The organism is Cloacibacterium caeni, assembly GCF_907163105.1.
Lineage (GTDB): Bacteria > Bacteroidota > Bacteroidia > Flavobacteriales > Weeksellaceae > Cloacibacterium > Cloacibacterium caeni_A.
The window spans coordinates 2531999-2549792 of the sequence record NZ_OU015321.1; the positions used below are offsets into that span (position 1 = coordinate 2531999).

General features: G+C 34.0%; 13 protein-coding genes. 4 read left to right on the forward strand and 9 right to left on the reverse strand.

Annotated features, from left to right (window positions below; all coding sequences use genetic code 11):
• Positions 1-36: 36 nt before the first annotated feature.
• The 7 genes from KKQ76_RS11825 to KKQ76_RS11855 all read right to left on the reverse strand — a co-directional run bounded on the left by KKQ76_RS11825 (position 37) and on the right by KKQ76_RS11855 (position 8829).
• Positions 37-771 (reverse strand): sulfite exporter TauE/SafE family protein, encoded by a 735-nt coding sequence (locus KKQ76_RS11825; RefSeq protein WP_104792849.1) that lies wholly within the window; start codon positions 769-771, stop codon positions 37-39.
• Positions 762-1211: a FixH family protein gene (locus KKQ76_RS11830; protein ID WP_069800310.1), complete on the reverse strand. Its 450-nt coding sequence runs from the start codon at positions 1209-1211 to the stop codon at positions 762-764. The genes KKQ76_RS11825 and KKQ76_RS11830 overlap by 10 nt, the downstream gene beginning before the upstream one ends.
• A gap of 20 nt (positions 1212-1231) precedes the next feature.
• The gene (ccoG, locus tag KKQ76_RS11835) at positions 1232-2677 is read right to left on the reverse strand and encodes a cytochrome c oxidase accessory protein CcoG (RefSeq protein WP_213197307.1); all 1446 of its coding nucleotides are present in this window, start codon (positions 2675-2677) and stop codon (positions 1232-1234) included.
• 70 nt (positions 2678-2747) lie between these two features.
• Positions 2748-3617, reverse strand: coding sequence for a cbb3-type cytochrome c oxidase N-terminal domain-containing protein (locus KKQ76_RS11840; RefSeq protein ID WP_213197308.1), 870 nt, complete (start codon positions 3615-3617; stop codon positions 2748-2750).
• Between the two features lie 230 nt (positions 3618-3847).
• Entirely contained in the window at positions 3848-6127 is a 2280-nt protein-coding gene (gene ccoN / locus KKQ76_RS11845) for a cytochrome-c oxidase, cbb3-type subunit I (RefSeq protein ID WP_213190400.1), read from the reverse strand.
• A gap of 20 nt (positions 6128-6147) precedes the next feature.
• On the reverse strand, positions 6148-6327 hold the full coding sequence (ccoS, locus tag KKQ76_RS11850) for a cbb3-type cytochrome oxidase assembly protein CcoS (RefSeq protein WP_262897644.1): 180 nt from the start codon (positions 6325-6327) through the stop codon (positions 6148-6150).
• A 123-nt stretch (positions 6328-6450) separates the two neighbouring features.
• The gene (locus KKQ76_RS11855) at positions 6451-8829 is read right to left on the reverse strand and encodes a heavy metal translocating P-type ATPase (RefSeq protein ID WP_213197309.1); all 2379 of its coding nucleotides are present in this window, start codon (positions 8827-8829) and stop codon (positions 6451-6453) included.
• A gap of 97 nt (positions 8830-8926) precedes the next feature.
• On the opposite strand from KKQ76_RS11855, the gene KKQ76_RS11860 reads away from it, so the two are divergent.
• The 4 genes from KKQ76_RS11860 to KKQ76_RS11875 all read left to right on the forward strand — a co-directional run bounded on the left by KKQ76_RS11860 (position 8927) and on the right by KKQ76_RS11875 (position 12174).
• A complete protein-coding gene (locus tag KKQ76_RS11860) occupies positions 8927-9640 on the forward strand; it encodes a Crp/Fnr family transcriptional regulator (protein ID WP_074650861.1) in 714 nt (237 codons plus the stop codon).
• Between the two features lie 64 nt (positions 9641-9704).
• Complete coding sequence (gene panB, locus KKQ76_RS11865; RefSeq protein WP_069800297.1) at positions 9705-10520, forward strand: 3-methyl-2-oxobutanoate hydroxymethyltransferase; 816 nt, start codon at positions 9705-9707, stop codon at positions 10518-10520.
• A gap of 59 nt (positions 10521-10579) precedes the next feature.
• Entirely contained in the window at positions 10580-11470 is an 891-nt protein-coding gene (locus KKQ76_RS11870; protein ID WP_213197310.1) for a hypothetical protein, read from the forward strand.
• Complete coding sequence (locus KKQ76_RS11875) at positions 11470-12174, forward strand: RluA family pseudouridine synthase (RefSeq protein ID WP_213197311.1); 705 nt, start codon at positions 11470-11472, stop codon at positions 12172-12174. Before KKQ76_RS11870 ends, KKQ76_RS11875 begins: the two co-directional genes overlap by 1 nt.
• 79 nt (positions 12175-12253) lie before the next feature.
• Here KKQ76_RS11875 and KKQ76_RS11880 read toward each other — a convergent pair whose 3' ends face one another.
• Both KKQ76_RS11880 and KKQ76_RS11885 read right to left on the reverse strand, forming a co-directional pair.
• Positions 12254-14527, reverse strand: coding sequence for an aconitate hydratase (locus KKQ76_RS11880; RefSeq protein WP_213197312.1), 2274 nt, complete (start codon positions 14525-14527; stop codon positions 12254-12256).
• Positions 14528-14815: 288 nt separating this feature from the next.
• Positions 14816-17599: a bifunctional aconitate hydratase 2/2-methylisocitrate dehydratase gene (locus tag KKQ76_RS11885; RefSeq protein WP_213197313.1), complete on the reverse strand. Its 2784-nt coding sequence runs from the start codon at positions 17597-17599 to the stop codon at positions 14816-14818.
• Positions 17600-17794 lie beyond the last annotated feature (195 nt).

The window sequence follows — 17794 nt, forward strand, 5'->3', positions numbered from 1 at the left end:
TTTGATTTTAAAATTCTGAGCTAAAAGTAAGAAAATTTAGTGACAGTTTTCGTCTGAAGTTTTCTCTGAGTTCATTTTCTTTTCTACCTTCAAAGCTTCCTTTTTAGGAGAGATGTAAGGAATACCTAATTCTAGACCTCTTAGAATGAATAAACCTCCTAAAATGAGCATAATAATCGGTACAATCTTAAGAATTTTGTTTCTAAGAGCCGTGTTAATTAGATTTCCGAAAAGAACAGTGGCAAACATGAACGGAAATGTTCCCAAACCGAAAATGGCCATAAAACTTGCGCTTTGCCAAATTCCGCCTGCTGCTAAACTTGCTGTAAGTGCCATATAAACCATTCCGCAAGGAAGAAGTCCGTTTAATAATCCTGTTAAAAATCGAGAGGAATAATCAGATTTTTGTAAAAATTTTCCGAGATTGATTTTAACTTTGAGTAAAGCATTATTGATGGCTGGAATTTTAGATGCGAAATCTCCTCCGAAAGAGAAAAGTGCCATAATCATCAATAAAACTCCTGCAAAAATGCTGATGTATTGCTGAATTCCTGCGAGCTGAAAACCTTCGCCTACAATTCCTACAATGGCTCCTAAAATAGAATAAGTGAGAATTCTCCCGAATTGATAAGTAAGATTTTGAAGATGGAAATTAACTTGTTGTTTTTTAGACAATCCTAGCGAAAGCGCAATGGGACCGCACATTCCTATACAGTGGAATCCGCTTGCAAAACCTAAACCTAGTGCCGCTAAAATAAGGGTTATTTCCATTCTACATCATAATCTACTTGGTAATCTTTTCCATCTTTGGTCCACAAAACTTTTAGTGTATATGAACCAGGAATCATAAAATTCTTAGGGATTAAAAAGCTATTATCAGCATCTAGTTGCACAGAACCTGTTTTGTCTTGGGTTTTGTCATTGGTTCTGTATAAATAGTATTCTATTTTAGCATTTTCATTGTTGATATCTTTAGGGAAAGCAATTCTAATTCCGTAAGGCAACTGTGCATATTGAGGTTTTGCAGTTAAGGTTGCGGCATTATTTTTAGCATCTATCACTTTTTGATAAGATAATTCGTCTTCATAATAATTTTCGGTAACCAATTCGGAATTCTGTTTACCAATTGGAAAAATGAAAATTAAATACAAAATAAAGGATATAAAAAGTCCTAAAGCGACTACTATACCATGTCCCCAAGTGAATTTCATTAAAAATATTTTTTAAAAAATTAGAATTGTAACTTAAATGGCCCTTCAAAATTAGTTTCGAAAGTGTCTAAAAGTTTTCCTTTAGAATCATAAACGCCAAAAGTAACAATTAATTTTGGTTGGTTCACTTCTTTTTCTGGGAAACTTACATTTACAGTTCCTTTGGTGATTTTGTCACGTTTTAGAGCGATAGTACTGTTTCCACTGAAAATAACTTCACCATGTTTTGGTTCAATTACTTTTATGGTAACAAGTTTATCATCATTAGTTTTGTTTAGGAAGGTGTAATTGTAGGTATTATTAATTTTTCCGTCTTTCACATAGAAAGAACTTCCCGCTGGTTTGATGAATTTAGCTTCTAAACCACCTCTGTTGTTTAATAAATAGCCTAAAATACCTACTAATGCTAATAGAACAAGCGAGTATGCTTTCATTCTATTTGTAAATTTGAATTTTTCTTCTTTTTCGATTTCGTCTTCTGTAGCATAACGAATAAGACCTGTAGGTAAACCTGTTTTGATCATTACCTCATCACAAGCATCAATACACATGGTACAGTTGATACATTCTAGCTGTTGACCATTTCTGATGTCGATACCAGTAGGACAAACGACTACGCACTGATTACAATCGATACAATCTCCTTTTCCCTCGGCTTTTCTGTCTTCACCTTTTCTCCATTTTGCTCTGTTTTCTCCTCTTTTATAATCATAGAAAACGTTTACGGTTTCTTTGTCAATCAATACCCCTTGTAATCTACCATAAGGACAAACAAGTGTACAAACTTGCTCTCTGAACCAAGCAAAAACGAAGTAAAATAATCCTGTGAAAATTACCATTACAATGAAATTCGTAGGGTATTCTACAGGACCGCCTTTCATAATTTTAAGCGTATCTTCTACACCTACGATGTACATAAACATCCAATGCGTAATAATAAGGGAAATGACTACATATACAGACCATTTCAATCCTTTTTTCCAGATTTTTTCTGCATTCCAAGGTTGACTGGCTAATCTAATTTGTTTGTTTCTATCTCCTTCAATCCAAAATTCTATTTTACGGAAAACTCCTTCCATAAAAATAGTTTGAGGACAAATCCATCCACAGAAAATTCTTCCGAAAATTACGGTAAAGAGAATAATGAATACAAGAGAAGTAATTGCTCCTAATGCAAGAATAAAGAAGTCTTGCGGATAGAATGGTTGCCCGAAAATAAAAAATTCTCTATCGATAATATTTATTTTGAGCATTGCATTTCCATTTATTTTAAGAAATGGAGTAATAAAGAAAATGGCTAATAAAATGAACGTGACAATATCTCTGTAATTGGTAAATTTCCCTTTTGGTTTTTTAGGATATACCCATTTTCTAGAACCTGTTTGTTCTATAGTTGCTACAGAATCTCTGAAGGTTTCTGCATGAATTACTTGACCAGCGCCAAATTGTTCTTCTTTATTAGCCATTTTTGTATGTTATTTATTATAAAAACTAACTTTTCATATTTTCTTTTATAACAAATATAATTTTTTAATTTTATTTTTCCCAATTTGCCTTGGTTCCTTGTGGAGCAGCTCCACCAGCAGCATCTGGCATTTCTTGGTTAATGTGGTAGATGTATGCAGCTACTTTTTCGATGTCGTTACCGTTAAGAACTCCATTTTTACCGAAAGCTTGCATTGCAGGATTATTTGGACTACCATTTTCTACCATGTTAAATACATTTTTGAATAATGATTTTTCTGGTTGGTTGATCCAGAAATCATCTGTTAAGTTTGGTCCAATTCCTCCTTTTCCACCTTCACTGTGACAAGATACGCAGTTGGTCTTGAAGATTTGTTCTCCTTCTGCAATATTATCTGCATTGTATTTTGCGGTTTCGATAGTTGCTTTAGGAGTAACCGCATCATAAGCAGCGATATCAGCTAATTGCTGTTTGTGCTCTGCTTCATATTCTTTGTCTGGGTGAGCAAAATCTGAAACTGAGTATGCAATTAAATAAACTACTGCATAAATTACGCCAAAGTAAAATAGACCTAACCACCATTTTGGTAATTGATTATCTAATTCTTTGATGCCATCAAAACCGTGGTCAATAAGAATGTCTTTTTCTTCAACATCTGATTGTTTTTTGAAAGCACTATCATATACTCTTTTGAAATATGGTATTTCTTTTTCTTTTAAGAAAGTTGCTTTTTCTTCATCGGTCATTTGCTTAAATCTTTCGTTTTCAGCTAATGCACCGATTGCATTGAAAATGTATGCTAAAACAATACCTATTACGATAGTTCCCCAGAAATAAGGAGAAGATAAGAAAGAGGTATTTTGTATAAACATGTAGAATAAAAATACTAAGATAAATAATATTGCTACTATGTTTACAAGTACGGGTGTTCTATGTTTCATGACTCTTGTTTTTTAGAACTTTTAATTGTTATGATCATCTTCTAAAGGAGCTTTTTCAACTTCGCTGTAGTGTTTTTTCGGTCTAGAAAGAACGTATAACACGGTGCTTATGAAAAATATAATAAAGATAATCATAGACAATGTTTGATAGAATCCTGCATTATCTATATTTGCTAAGATATCTTTAATATTACTTGGTATCATATTGAAAAAACTCCTTTATTAGATTATTAATTATTGCTTGCTGTTTTTACTTCGGTAGTTTTAATATCTGTACCTAATCTTTGTAAATAAGCAATTAAAGCAACGATTTCTCTCTTTTCTACAGGAACAAATGCTGCACCTTGCTGAGCTTTTTGAGCATCAAATGCTTTTTTGATTTCAGCATCACCAGAATAGATTCCTTCTACAATTTTAGCAGCTTGTTCGTCTACTAATTTGTCTACATTATTGATTTCTTCATCTGTATAAGGGTGACCAAATACATTTTTCAATAATACTAATTTATCCTTAGTTTTAGTTCTGTCTAGTTCGTTATAGATTAACCATGGATATCTTGGCATGATAGAACCTGGAGATGTAACTCTTGGGTTTAACATGTGTTTGAAATGCCAAGTATCTGGGTTTTTACCACCTTCTCTGTGTAAGTCTGGCCCAGTTCTTCTAGAACCCCATAAGAAAGGTCTATCAAAAACAAATTCACCAGCTTTAGAGTATTGACCGTTTTTACCATTGTAACGTACAACCTCATCTCTAAATGGTCTAATCATTTGAGTGTGGCACGCATTACAGCCTTCTCTAATGTATAAGTCTCTACCTTCTAATTCTAGTGGAGAATAAGGTTTTACAGATGCAATGGTAGGAACATTATCTTTTACAGTAAGTGTAGGAATAATTTCTACCATACCACCAATTGCTAAAGCAATTGCTGATAAAACAGAAAAGTATAACGGCATTCTTTCTAACCAAAGGTGTTTTCCTTCTCCTTCTTTTCTAGCGTCAGAAATTTTAGCTAATGCAGGAGCTTCTACTGGAACTTCTTTTTCGAATGAACCTTGTCTTACAGTAGCAATAACATTAATAACCATAAGAATAGAGCCAGTAAGATATAATAACCCACCAAAAAATCTCATTTGATAGTAAGGAATAATTGCCGTAACAGTATCTAAAAAGTTTTTATATACTAAAGTTCCATCTGGATTAAATTGTTTCCACATTAGACCTTGTGTAAATCCTGAAATATACATTGGTACTGCGTAGAAAATAATACCTAAAGTACCTAACCAGAAATGCCAATTTGCTAATTTTACAGACCACAATTTTGTTCTCCACATAATTGGTAGTAAATAATAAATCATACCAAATGCCATGAAACCATTCCATCCTAATGCACCTACGTGAACGTGTCCAATTACCCAATCTGTAAAGTGACCAATTTTATTTAATGTTTTTGTTGCTAAAAGCGGCCCTTCGAAAGTAGCCATACCATAACAAGTAACTGCAACCACGAAGAATTTAAGAACAGGATTTTCTCTTACTTTATCCCAAGCTCCTCTTAAGGTTAATAAACCATTAAGCATACCTCCCCAAGATGGAGCAATAAGAGCAATAGAGAACGTAGTACCTAAAGCTTGTGCCCAACCTGGAATTGCTGTGTATAACAAGTGGTGAGGACCAGCCCAAATGTAAACAAATATTAATGACCAGAAGTGGATGATAGAAAGTTTATAAGAAAACACAGGTCTATCAGCTGCTTTTGGCATAAAGTAATACATTAAACCAAGTACTGGAGTTGTTAGGAAGAATGCTACCGCATTGTGACCATACCACCATTGTACTAAAGCATCTTTTACACCAGCATAAGCTGAATAAGATTTCCATCCTGCAAATGATAAAGGAACTTCTAGATTATTGAATACGTGTAGCATCGTAATACCTACCCATGTTGCAATGTAAAACCATATAGCAACATATAGGTGTCTTACTCTTCTCTTGGCAATAGTACCAAACATATTAATACCCATTACAATCCAAATAATAGCAATCATAATGTCAATTGGCCATTCATGTTCTGCATATTCTTTAGAAGTATTTATACCCATTAGAAAGGTAATTGCTACTGTAACAATTATTAATTGCCATCCCCAGAAATTAATCCAAGAAAGGACGTCACTAAACATTCTTGCCTTTAATAATCTTTGTAAAGAATAATAAGCACCTGCAAAGAATCCATTACCTACAAATGCAAAAATAACTGTACTGGTGTGCAACATTCTCCATCTGCCAAATCCAAACGCACCATTAGTACTTACAAGTCCTTGAATGTCTCCACTTCTTAAACTTGCAATTGTAGGGTCATCTGTTCCAAAAAGGTATTCTGGTAACTCTGGATAAAATAACATTGATGCAACAGTTACACCAAATGTAAAACCAAGTACTCCCCAGACTATTGTAGCGTAAAGAAACGCACGCACAATGCCATTGTCATAACTAAACTTTTGTGTTTCCATATTAACTAATCACTTTAATTTTAATTTTTTTCTTCAGATTTTTCTTCTTCTATATCTGTTTTTTTGTCTTCTAATAAAATTCTTACTGCGTGAGATTCGTCATCGTCAAACTGACCATTCTTGGCACTAATAATAAAGACTATTAGAAAAATTACAGCGATTGAGACACTGCAGATGATCATTAAATAGAGAATTTCCACGATTTTACAAATATAAAAGGATTTTGCGCTTCAAAATTAATGTTTTTTAATGACTTTCATCATGGTCTGTTAAAAAAACGTTAATTTTAAAATATTCTAAATAAGATTTTTTTTATCTTATTATTAAAATTTGAAGTATTTTCTTGATCTTAACCATGTTGATAATGAGGTAAATGCAACTACACTTATCGAGCTTAAAGGCATCAAAATTGCAGCAAACAAAGGAGACATTTCACCGAGAACTGCTGCAGTTAAACCTACCACATTATATAGAAAACTAACCCCAAATGTTAATTTTACAATGATCATAGCATCTTTTGTGAGTGCAAAATAGTCATGCAACTTTGTCAAAACACCTCCGTTCATGATGACATCTGAACTTGGAGTGAAAGAATTGGTGTCATCTGCAATCGCAATTCCTATGTTACTTTGTTTCAGCGCACCTGCATCATTTAATCCATCTCCAAGCATCGCTACTTTTTTCCCTTGATCTTGTAAAGATTTGATATACTCTAACTTATCTTCCGGAGATTGACTAAATCTCATTTCAGTGATATTTGGAATAAGATTTTTAAGTGTTTGCTCTTCTGAAGAATTATCTCCACTTAATACATGGATTTTATAATCTTTCAGTTCTTTTGCCATTTCAGCTAAACCATCTCTGTATTCATTTTTGAAGATGTATTTTCCTAAAAACTCACCATCTCTTTCTATGTAAACGGCAGTTTCTAGTGATTTAGCTTCTTGATGAGTGAATTTTGCAGAACCAATTTTGTAAACTTTTCCTCTTACTGTGGCTTCGTAACCTTTTCCGGCGGTTTCTTTGAAGTTTTCAATCGGTAAATATTCATCTTCTACTTCTAAAAATTCGTAAAGCGATTTAGAAAGCGGATGGTTAGAATTTTTGAGTAAAGATTTTATGTTTTTTAAATCAAATTCAGCGATTTCTTGACCTTCAAAACTGATGTTGGCTTTTTTGTTATAAGTAATTGTTCCCGTTTTGTCAAAAACCAAAGCATCAATTTTTGCCATTTTTTCAATGGTGTGAGCATCTTTCACATACATTTTATTTCTGCCCAAAATTCTCATGATATGTCCCATCGTAAATGGAGTAGAAAGCGCCAATGCACATGGACAGGCAACAATCAAAATCGCAGAAACCACTTGGAACATTTTTTCAAAATCTATTTGATACCAATAAATTCCAGCAAGAAGCGTAATTCCTAAAATAATAAAAGTGAAATATTTTGAAATTTCATTCACCAAAGTATCGAGTCCTAATTCTTCTTTTCTGAAGGCTTCTTTATTCCAAAGTTGAGTTAAATAACTTTGGTTGACGGTTTTGATGACTTCTAGTTCTAGGATAGAACCAATTTGTTTCCCTCCTGCAAAAATTTTATCGCCAGGATTTTTGGTAATCGTAGCACTTTCACCAGTAATGAAACTATTGTCTATATTTCCTTCGCCATTAATTAAAACCGCATCTACAGGAATAATTTCTTGGTTTCTTACTAAAATTCTATCGCCAACTTTAATGTCAGAAAGTAAAATATTTTGTTGTTGTCCCCCAAAATCTACTTTGGTTACTGCAATTGGATAAAAAGATTTGTAATCTCTATCATACGAAAGTGCAGAATAAGTTCTCTTTTGAAAAATTTTACCCAACAACATGAAGAATAACAACCCACAAAGCGTATCAAAATATCCAGGACCGTAATTGGTCGCGATTTCGTAGACACTTCTAAAGAATAAAACCAGAATTCCTAAGACAATCGGGACGTCTATATTTACAATTTTATTTTTCAAACCAAACCATGCAGATTTGTAATAATCTGATGCAGAGTACACTACCACTGGAATGGAAAGTAAGAATGTTAAAAATCTGAAAAACGGCGCAAACTCTTCTAACCAGAAATCTACGGAAGAACCCGTGTTTAAATATTCTGGGAACGCAAACATCATCGCATTTCCGAATGCAAATCCTGCAACTGCCACTTTTATCGTGAGGCTTCTGTCTACTGCGGCTTCTTTTTTGTCTGCAGTTTCTAATGAAATCACAGGTTTATAACCAAGATTCGTCAAGAATTTTGCCAGTTCACTCAGAGGTAATTCATTTTGGTTGAAAGAAACCTGTAGTGTTTTCTTGGTGAAATTTACCTGAGAATATCTAATATTCGTATTTAAATCTTGTAAACTCTCTAATAACCAAATACAAGAGCTACAGTGAATCACAGGGATTTTAAAGGTGACTACACTGGTATTCCCTTCAGAAAAATCTACTACTTTTTCGAAAATTTCTGGAGTGTCTAAATAATCAAATTGAGAAAGATTTTCGTCTGGTCTAATTCCAGAATTTTTATTTAATTCATAAAAATTTCCGAGATTATTTGCATTAAGAATTTCATAAACAGATTTGCATCCGTTACAACAAAATGCCTTCTCATCGAAGAAAATTCTATCTTTATCTATTTCTTGTCCACAATGGAAACAATTTTCTGCCATCTGCTTTTGTTAAATGTGCAAAAATAATACAAAAATTCTTTATGATTAATAAGAAAAAAATGATAATTTTGCTGACGAAAATCATAAAAATTCATCTATGTCTTTAGAAAAACAAATTTTTATTGAAAACAAGTTTCTAAGTGTTTTTAATGACAAGGCTTTTAAGGAAATTCTATCTAAAGAAGATTACACTAAATATATCAATGCTAAGCAAACTCTTTTCTTTAATAAAGGAGAATCTCTTTTCGAGGAAGGAAGAAATGTAGAAGGTGTTTTTTTTATAGAAAGTGGTACAGCAAAACTTTATAAACTAGGTTTTAATAGAAAAGAACAAATCTTAAGATTCATCAAAGAAGGTGATATTATTGGTTATAGAGCATTGTTAATTGGTGAAGCTTATCAAGCAACTGCTGAAGCGATGAGCGATTTACAAGCTACTTATATTCCTGCGGATGTATTTCTTCATTTGTTAGAAGTAGACCCTCAGTTGTCTTTTGCAATGCTTCAGAAAATCTCTTTCGAATTGGGCGAAAGTTCTAATACGGTAACTTTCTTGGCTCAAAAAACAGTAAGAGAAAGATTAGCAGAAGTGCTTCTTCTTCTAGAGCAGAAATTAGGAACAGACCCAGAAGGTTTTATCAAAATTTCTTTAACAAGAGAAGAAATTGCTAACTTAATCGGAACTGCTACAGAAAGTGCCATAAGATTAATCTCAGAATTTAAACAAGACAACTACATAGAAGTGGAAGGAAGAAACTTAAAAATCTTAAACCACGAAAAACTAAGAAAATTAGGACACGTAGTTTTATAAAAATTAAAAATGTCGACCGCGAGTCGGCATTTTTTTATACTTTTACTCTTTAAAATTTATTCCCATGTCAGTACATTCCGAAATTAAAAAAGTAACGACCGAAACCTTACGAAAAATGAAATTCGATAAGGAAAAAATCACAATGCTTACTGCTTATGATTATACCACTGCCAAAATGGTAGATGCAGGTGGAGTAGATGCTATTTTAATTGGAGATTCGGCGGCGAATGTAATGGCAGGTCACGAAACTACTTTGCCCATTACTTTAGATCAAATGATTTATCATGCTCAGTGCGTAGTAAGAGGAGTAGATAGAGCATTAGTAGTTGCAGATTTACCATTCGGAACGTATCAGTCAGATCCGCAAAAAGCGTTGGAATCTGGGGTAAGAATGATGAAAGAATCTGGAGCTCATGCTGTTAAAATAGAAGGTGGCGAAGAAATCGCAGATTCTGTTTCTAGATTAATCAATGCTGGAATTCCAGTAATGGGACATTTAGGTTTAACACCACAATCTATTTATCAATTTGGAACTTATAAAGTTCGTGCTAAAGAAGATGCAGAAGCCGAAAAACTAATAAAAGACGCTAAAATTTTAGAAGAACTGGGTTGTTTTGCTTTAGTTTTAGAAAAAATTCCTGCTGACTTGGCGAAGAAAGTTTCAGAAAGTATTTCTATTCCAACGATAGGAATTGGAGCTGGACCAGATTGTGACGGTCAAGTTCTGGTTTATCATGATATGGTGGGAATGAATAAAGGATTTTCGCCGAAATTTTTAAGAAGATATTTAGACCTTTATACAGAAATTACAGGTGCTGTTTCGCAGTATGTAAAAGATGTGAAAGACGTTTCCTTCCCGAATAAGAACGAAAGTTACTAGATAAATAAAAAGTTGAGTTTTTTGCTCAACTTTTTTTATTTTTATGGAAAATTAAAACCATGAAAAAACTTTCTTTATTGTTCACGTTAATTTCTTTTTGTGTTTTCTCTCAGGAAAAGAAATTTATCACTCCAGATTTACCCAAAAATCAAGTTTACCAGTATCACATTTCTTCGGCATCTTCTCTTAAATCACCAAAAGGTAAATCATATCACGCTCCATTTACAGTGAATCAAGATGTAGAAGTGACTTATCTTTTTAATGATGGAAATGATAAAATTTTCAGTTGGAAAATCATCAATTATGAACATCTGCATGAAGGAATAAAAGATGAGAAAAACGATTGTGGTTGCAATAAAGTAGCTTACCGAAATCAGGTGTCCGTTTACTTTAGAACAGATTCTTTAGGTGCTTATAAAAAAATAAATAATCTGTCTCAAGTAAGAGAAAATCTCTTGAAAAACATTGCAGAACAAGAAAAACAGTTGAGCAAAAAAGATAAAAATATTTTTGAAAAGGTTAAAAGATATCCAGAAGGTGTAATTTCTAGCATAGAAGAAGATATAATTATTTTCTCAAGATATTTTGGCATAGAAAATAAAAATTCGGTGAATACTCTTTTTGCCAGAAGAAATAATTTTCCATTTGGAATAAAAAGCAAGCCTTTTAAAGTGGTTTTGTCTGTTTTGAGTGAAGAAAAAGACTTGAAAATCAATGTCAAAAACGAGTTTGATAAAAATAAAGCCGAAGATGACGACTATAATATCTTTAGATTTAACCAAGATGTGGAAAAGGAAAAGAAACATTATCAATTAATTGCTGATGAAGTATATGTTTTTTCTAAAGAAAATTTCCGACTTTTGTCAGCTAAATTAACAGCTAAAGAAATTAGTAATTTTCATAATGATGGAATATATGATTATCAATATTCTATCACTCAAAAAGAATAATGCAAAACTCGAATTCAAATATCGCTTCTCAAATCCTCTACGAAGACAATCACCTTCTTGTCATCAATAAAAAAGTTGGGCAATTGGTGCAAGGTGATAAAACTGGCGACGAATCTCTTTTAGAATCCATTAAAAATTTCATTAAAATAAGAGATAATAAACCCGGAAATGTTTACCTAGGTTTGGTTCATAGAATTGATAGGCCAACTTCTGGTTTAGTAATCTATGCCAAAACTTCTAAAGCGCTTTCTCGTCTTACACAAATGGTAAAAAACCGTGAAATTAAGAAAACATATTGGGCAGTTGTAGCCAAGGAAATGATTCCGCCTTCTCAAAGATTGGTTCATTATCTCAAAAAAAATGAGAAAAATAACAAAGCAATTGTTTTCCCAAAACCAACTGAAGGTGCAAAGGAAGCGATTCTTACTTATAATCTTATCAAAGCGCTAGACAATTATCTTCTCCTCGAGATTGATTTAGAAACAGGAAGACATCACCAAATCAGAGCACAATTATCTAAAAACGGAACGCCCATAAAAGGAGATTTAAAATATGGTTCGCCACGTTCTAATCCTGATGGAGGTATTCATTTACATGCTAGAAAATTAGAATTTATTCACCCGGTAACGAAAGAAAATATAGAAATTACGGCGCCAGTTCCTCAGAATGATGCCGTTTGGCGTGCTTGCGAAGAAAATTTTTAATTTTATATAAATCAAAAATATTGCAAAATAAAAACCACCCGAATTTTCGAGTGGTTTTTTAGTATTTATGAAAAAAAGCTTATGCTTTTTTAGCTTCTTCAGCAATTAGATTAAGCGCAGAACCTGCTTTGAACCAACCAATTTGTTGTTCGTTATAAGTGTGGTTTGCTAAGATAGTTTCAGTAGTACCATCTTTATGTGTAATCTGAATTTGAAGTGGAGTATTCGGTGCGAAACCTTCTAGATTTAAGAAATCAAAAGTATCATCTTCTTGGATTTTATCATAATCCTCAGCATTTACGAAAGTTAATGCAAGCATACCTTGTTTCTTAAGGTTCGTTTCGTGAATTCTCGCGAAAGATTTTACCAAAACGGCTTTCACGCCCAGATGTCTTGGTTCCATTGCAGCGTGCTCTCTTGAAGAACCTTCTCCGTAGTTTTGGTCTCCTACTACAATTGAAGGAACACTAGCAGCTTTGTAAGCTCTTTGTACTGCAGGAACTTCACCGTATTCTCCAGTTAATTGGTTTTTAACTCTGTTCGTTTCTTTGTTAAAAAAGTTAACAGCACCAATCAACATATTGTTAGAAATGTTATCTAAGTGACCTCTGTATTTTAACCAAGGACCAGCCATAGAAATATGGTCAGTAGTACATTTTCCTTCAGCTTTGATGAGGAGTTTAGCACCTGTAATATTTTTACCATCCCAAGGTTGGAAAGGTTCTAATAACTGTAATCTATCTGAAGTAGGAGAAACAATTACTTGAACAGCAGAACCGTCTTCCGCAGGAGCTTGGTAGCCGTTATCTTCTACGTCAAATCCTTTTGCTGGAAGTTCAGAACCTTTAGGTTCGTCTAGTTTTACTTGTTCACCATTTTGGTTGGTTAATGTATCTGTAATTGGGTTGAAGTCTAATCTTCCAGAAATTGCAACAGCAGCTACCATTTCAGGAGAAGCTACGAAAGCGTGAGTATTTGGGTTACCATCTGCTCTTTTTGCAAAGTTTCTGTTGAAAGAGTGAATAATAGAGTTTTTCTCTTGTTTTTCAGCGCCTTCTCTATCCCATTGTCCGATACAAGGTCCACAAGCGTTGGTAAAGATTCTAGAATTTTCAAATTTTTTGAAAGTATCAATTAATCCGTCTCTTTCTGCAGTATATCTTACCTGTTCAGAACCTGGGTTAATTCCTAAAATAGCTTTTGGTTTTACCCCTTTTGCTACAGCGTCTTCTACAATAGAAGCGGCTCTAGATAAATCTTCGTATGATGAGTTGGTACAAGAACCAATTAAAGCCCATTCTATATCTAGAGGCCAGTCATTTGCAATAGCTTTATCTCTCATTTCAGCAACTGGAGTTGCTAAGTCTGGAGTAAAAGGACCATTAAGATGAGGTGTTAATTCAGAAAGGTTAATTTCAATTACTTGGTCGAAATATTTTTCTGGTTCTGCGTACACTTCAGCATCACCAGTTAAATGTTCAGCGATTTTATCAGCAGCATCTACTACTTCTTGTCTTCCTGTTGCAGCAAGATATCTTCTCATAGAATCATCATAACCGAAAGTAGAAGTGGTAGCGCCAATTTCTGCACCCATGTTACAGATAGTTCCTTTTCCTGTTGCAGAAAGAGATACCGCTCCTTCTCCAAAATATTCTACAATAGCACCAGTTCCACCTTTTACAGTAAGAATTCCTGCTACTTTTAGGATTACGTCTTTAGCTGAAGTCCAACCGTTTAGCTTACCAGTAAGTTTTACACCAATTAGTTTAGGCATTTTAAGTTCCCAAGCCATTCCAGCCATTACGTCTACTGCATCAGCTCCTCCAACTCCAATTGCTACCATTCCTAATCCACCTGCATTTACAGTGTGAGAGTCGGTACCAATCATCATTCCACCAGGGAAAGCATAATTTTCTAAAACTACTTGGTGAATAATACCAGCGCCTGGTTTCCAGAAGCCGATACCATATTTGTTACAAATAGAAGAAAGGAAGTTGAAAACTTCGTTATTTTTATTCAGTGCTTCTTGTAAATCTTTATCAGCTCCAATTTTAGCTTGAATTAAGTGATCAGCGTGAACTGTAGAAGGAACGGCAACTTTAGCTTTTCCTGCTTGCATAAACTGTAAAAGCGCCATTTGCGCAGTTGCATCTTGCATTGCAACTCTATCCGGAGCGAAATCTACATAAGAATTTCCTCTTTCGTAAGCTTCTGTAGCATTACCTTGCCAAAGGTGAGCGTAAAGAATTTTTTCAGCGAGTGTAAGAGGTTTTTGTACTACTTGTCTTGCTGCAGCAATTCTTTCAGGGTAGCGCTCATACACTTTTTTGATCATGTTAATGTCGAATGTCATATCTATTTATTTTTTGTTTAAAGTTTGCATTTGGGAATCAAATGACAGGATAATGATGTTATTATTCTCCATCAAATTCTATTCCTACAGGATTGATAAGATATTAAAATAGTCTATGTTTTGAATTTTTAATAGCTATTAATTCACATTTGAAATTGAATTTTATGTAAGGCTAAAATTAATATTATTTTATGAAATGTAATATTTTAGGATAAAAAAAATTGGAAGACTTCTCAAGAAATCTTCCATTTTGTATTTAAAAGCCTTTCGACTTTAGTTTACAATGTATTAAAAATGGCCAACAGTTACCAGTTCTTTAATAGACGGAACGAAAGTCGTTAAGTTGATTCCTTCAACAGCTGTTTTGTACTCGTCAATACTTGGAATACGACCTAAGATTGCCGACAATACTACGACTGGAGTAGAAGCCAATAGAGATTCTCCTTTTTTACGATCAGAATCTTCTACTACTCTTCCTTGGAAAAGACGGGTGGAAGTTGCCAAAACAGTGTCTCCTTTTTCCGCTTTTTCTTGGTTACCCATGCAAAGATTACAACCTGGACGCTCTAAGTACATCATATTTTCATACTGTGTACGAGCTTCGCCTTTTGGAGCTGCATCGTTAAATTCAAAACCTGAATATTTTTCTAATAATTCCCAATCGCCTTCAGCTTTTAATTCATCGATGATGTTATAAGTAGGAGCGGCTACAACCAATGGCGCTTGGAATTCTACTTTACCATTTTGTTTTTCAAGGTTTTTAAGCATTTGAGAAACGATTTTAAGGTCACCTTTGTGAACCATACAAGAACCTACGAAACCAAGGTCAACTTTTTTCTCACCTCCGTAATACGTTAGATCTCTGATGGTGTCGTGCGTATATCTTTTAGAAACATCGTCGTTGTTTACATCTGGGTCTGCAATCATTGGTTCAACGATTTGATCTAAATCTACCACAACTTCAGCGTAATATTTAGCATTAGCATCTGGAGTTAAAGCAGGTTTGTCTCCTGTTCTGATTTCCTCAATTCTCTTATTTGCTTTATTGATTAATCCTTGTAGAACGTGATTTTTATTGTCCATTCCTTTATCAATCATAATCTGGATTCTGCTTTTTGCAATTTCCAATGATTCAATCAAAGTGTCATCTTCTGAGATACAAATTGAAGCTTTCGCTTTCATTTCTGCAGTCCAGTCTGTGAAGGTAAATGCTTGGTCGGCAGGAAGTGTTCCAATGTGAACTTCAATAATTCTACCTTGGAAAACGTTTTCTCCGTCAAATTGCTTCAACATCTGAGCCTGAGTTGCATGAACTACATCACGGAAATCCATGTGCTTTTTCATTTCGCCTTTGAAAGTCACTTTTACAGATTCAGGAATTGGCATTGAAGCCTCACCTGTTGCCAAAGCCAAAGCTACCGTTCCAGAGTCAGCGCCGAAAGCCACACCTTTAGACATTCTTGTGTGAGAATCTCCTCCGATGATGATTGCCCATTCGTCTACTGTAATATCGTTAAGAACTTTATGAATAACATCTGTCATTGCGTGATATTCACCTTTCGGGTCACGAGCTGTGATTACCCCGAAATCATTCATAAATTTCATTAATTTAGGAATATTAGCCTGCGCTTTTTTATCCCAAACTGAAGCGGTGTGACAACCTGACTGATACGCTCCATCTACAATTGGAGAAATCACCGTTGCTGCCATAGATTCTAGTTCTTGAGCGGTCATTAAACCTGTAGTGTCTTGAGAACCAACGATATTTACTTCAACTCTTACATCAGAACCTGCGTGTAATAATTTACCTTCAGGAACACCCACTGCATTTCTGTTGAAGATTTTTTCAACAGCGGTAAGTCCTTGTCCTTCGATAGAAATTTCTTTAGAAGGTGCAAAAACCGTTGGAGCAGTAATTCCTAAAGTTTTTGCAGCAAATGTTTGGATTTTTTTACCAAAAACGATAGCATAAGAACCACCAGCTCTAATAAATTCTAATTTTTGAGGAGTAAATGATTTTGAAATATCTTTCAATTCAGTTTCTCCGTTATATAATTTCTTTTCTTTGGTATTGATGGTTAAAACAGTTCCTGTAGCAACGGAATATTTTTCTTCTAAAACAATATCACCATTTTCATTACGAACAGGGTTTCCGTTTTCGTCAACTTTTTTCACCCAGTTTTGAAGGTCTATTCCAATACCTCCAGTTACATCAACTGTAGTTAAGAAAATTGGAGAAATTCCATTAGTTCCAGCTACAATTGGAGCGATGTTTACGAATGGTACGTAAGGACTTGCTTGTTTACCAGTCCAAAGTGCAACGTTGTTTACCCCAGACATACGAGAAGAACCAACTCCCATTGTTCCTTTTTCTGCAATAAGCATTACACTTGCATCAGGATGTTGAGCTTGTAAAGCTTTTATTTCTTCCTGTTGAGCAGGAGACATCATACATTTTCCGTGTAATTCACGGTCTGAACGAGAGTGTGCCTGATTTCCCGGAGATAATAAATCAGTTGAAATATCACCTTCTGCAGCGATATAAGTCACAACTTTAATTTCTTCTGGAACTTCTGGAAGTTTAGTGAAAAACTCTGCTTTTGCATAGCTTTCCAAAATATCTTTAGCGATTACATTTCCCGTTTCATAAGCTTCTTTTAAACGTGCTGTATCAGCATCATATAAGAAAACCTGAGTTTTAAGAACTTCAGCGGCTTGTTTTGCAATAGCTTCATCATTTCCTAAAGCCAAATCAAGAAGAACTTCGATAGAAGGACCTCCTTTCATGTGAGATAGCAATTCAAAAGCGAAAGTTGGAGTAATTTCTTCAACCACAGATTCACCAAGGATTATTTCCTTTAAAAACTTAGCTTTTACACCAGCTGCACTAGTTGTGCCTGGTAAAATGTTATAGATGAAAAATTGTAGAGAATCAGCTCTGTACTCATTTGCTGTATCTTTAATTTGCTCAATAATTGCGCTTAGTAATTCTGCACTGTCAATAGGTTTTGGGTGAAGCCCCTGTGCTTTTCTTTCTTCGATTTCCTGGATGTAATCCTGATAAATATTCATAATTTTTGAAGTCTTTTTAAACTTAATAATTAGATGATTTACTGTACTTTAGTAGTTAAAATTTTTATAATCATCAATCTTTTTATAATGATGCTCAAAAGTAAGAAAATTTAATTTGCAGAGGATATCTTTTTTTAAAATTTTATAGATGAAGCATATTATTTAAATCAATCTTGTAAAATATAAAGTTTAGAA

What these genes read in the sequence shown, in the direction of transcription:
- KKQ76_RS11840 (WP_213197308.1), bottom strand. Translation starts at nt 3,617, where the DNA reads ATGAAACATAGAACACCCGTACTTGTAAACATAGTAGCAATATTATTT.
- KKQ76_RS11885 (WP_213197313.1), bottom strand. Translation starts at nt 17,599, where the DNA reads ATGAATATTTATCAGGATTACATCCAGGAAATCGAAGAAAGAAAAGCA.
- KKQ76_RS11825 (WP_104792849.1), bottom strand. Translation starts at nt 771, where the DNA reads ATGGAAATAACCCTTATTTTAGCGGCACTAGGTTTAGGTTTTGCAAGC.
- KKQ76_RS11875 (WP_213197311.1), top strand. Translation starts at nt 11,470, where the DNA reads ATGCAAAACTCGAATTCAAATATCGCTTCTCAAATCCTCTACGAAGAC.
- KKQ76_RS11880 (WP_213197312.1), bottom strand. Translation starts at nt 14,527, where the DNA reads ATGACATTCGACATTAACATGATCAAAAAAGTGTATGAGCGCTACCCT.
- KKQ76_RS11830 (WP_069800310.1), bottom strand. Translation starts at nt 1,211, where the DNA reads ATGAAATTCACTTGGGGACATGGTATAGTAGTCGCTTTAGGACTTTTT.
- ccoG (WP_213197307.1), bottom strand. Translation starts at nt 2,677, where the DNA reads ATGGCTAATAAAGAAGAACAATTTGGCGCTGGTCAAGTAATTCATGCA.
- KKQ76_RS11855 (WP_213197309.1), bottom strand. Translation starts at nt 8,829, where the DNA reads ATGGCAGAAAATTGTTTCCATTGTGGACAAGAAATAGATAAAGATAGA.
- KKQ76_RS11870 (WP_213197310.1), top strand. Translation starts at nt 10,580, where the DNA reads ATGAAAAAACTTTCTTTATTGTTCACGTTAATTTCTTTTTGTGTTTTC.
- ccoN (WP_213190400.1), bottom strand. Translation starts at nt 6,127, where the DNA reads ATGGAAACACAAAAGTTTAGTTATGACAATGGCATTGTGCGTGCGTTT.
- KKQ76_RS11860 (WP_074650861.1), top strand. Translation starts at nt 8,927, where the DNA reads ATGTCTTTAGAAAAACAAATTTTTATTGAAAACAAGTTTCTAAGTGTT.
- panB (WP_069800297.1), top strand. Translation starts at nt 9,705, where the DNA reads ATGTCAGTACATTCCGAAATTAAAAAAGTAACGACCGAAACCTTACGA.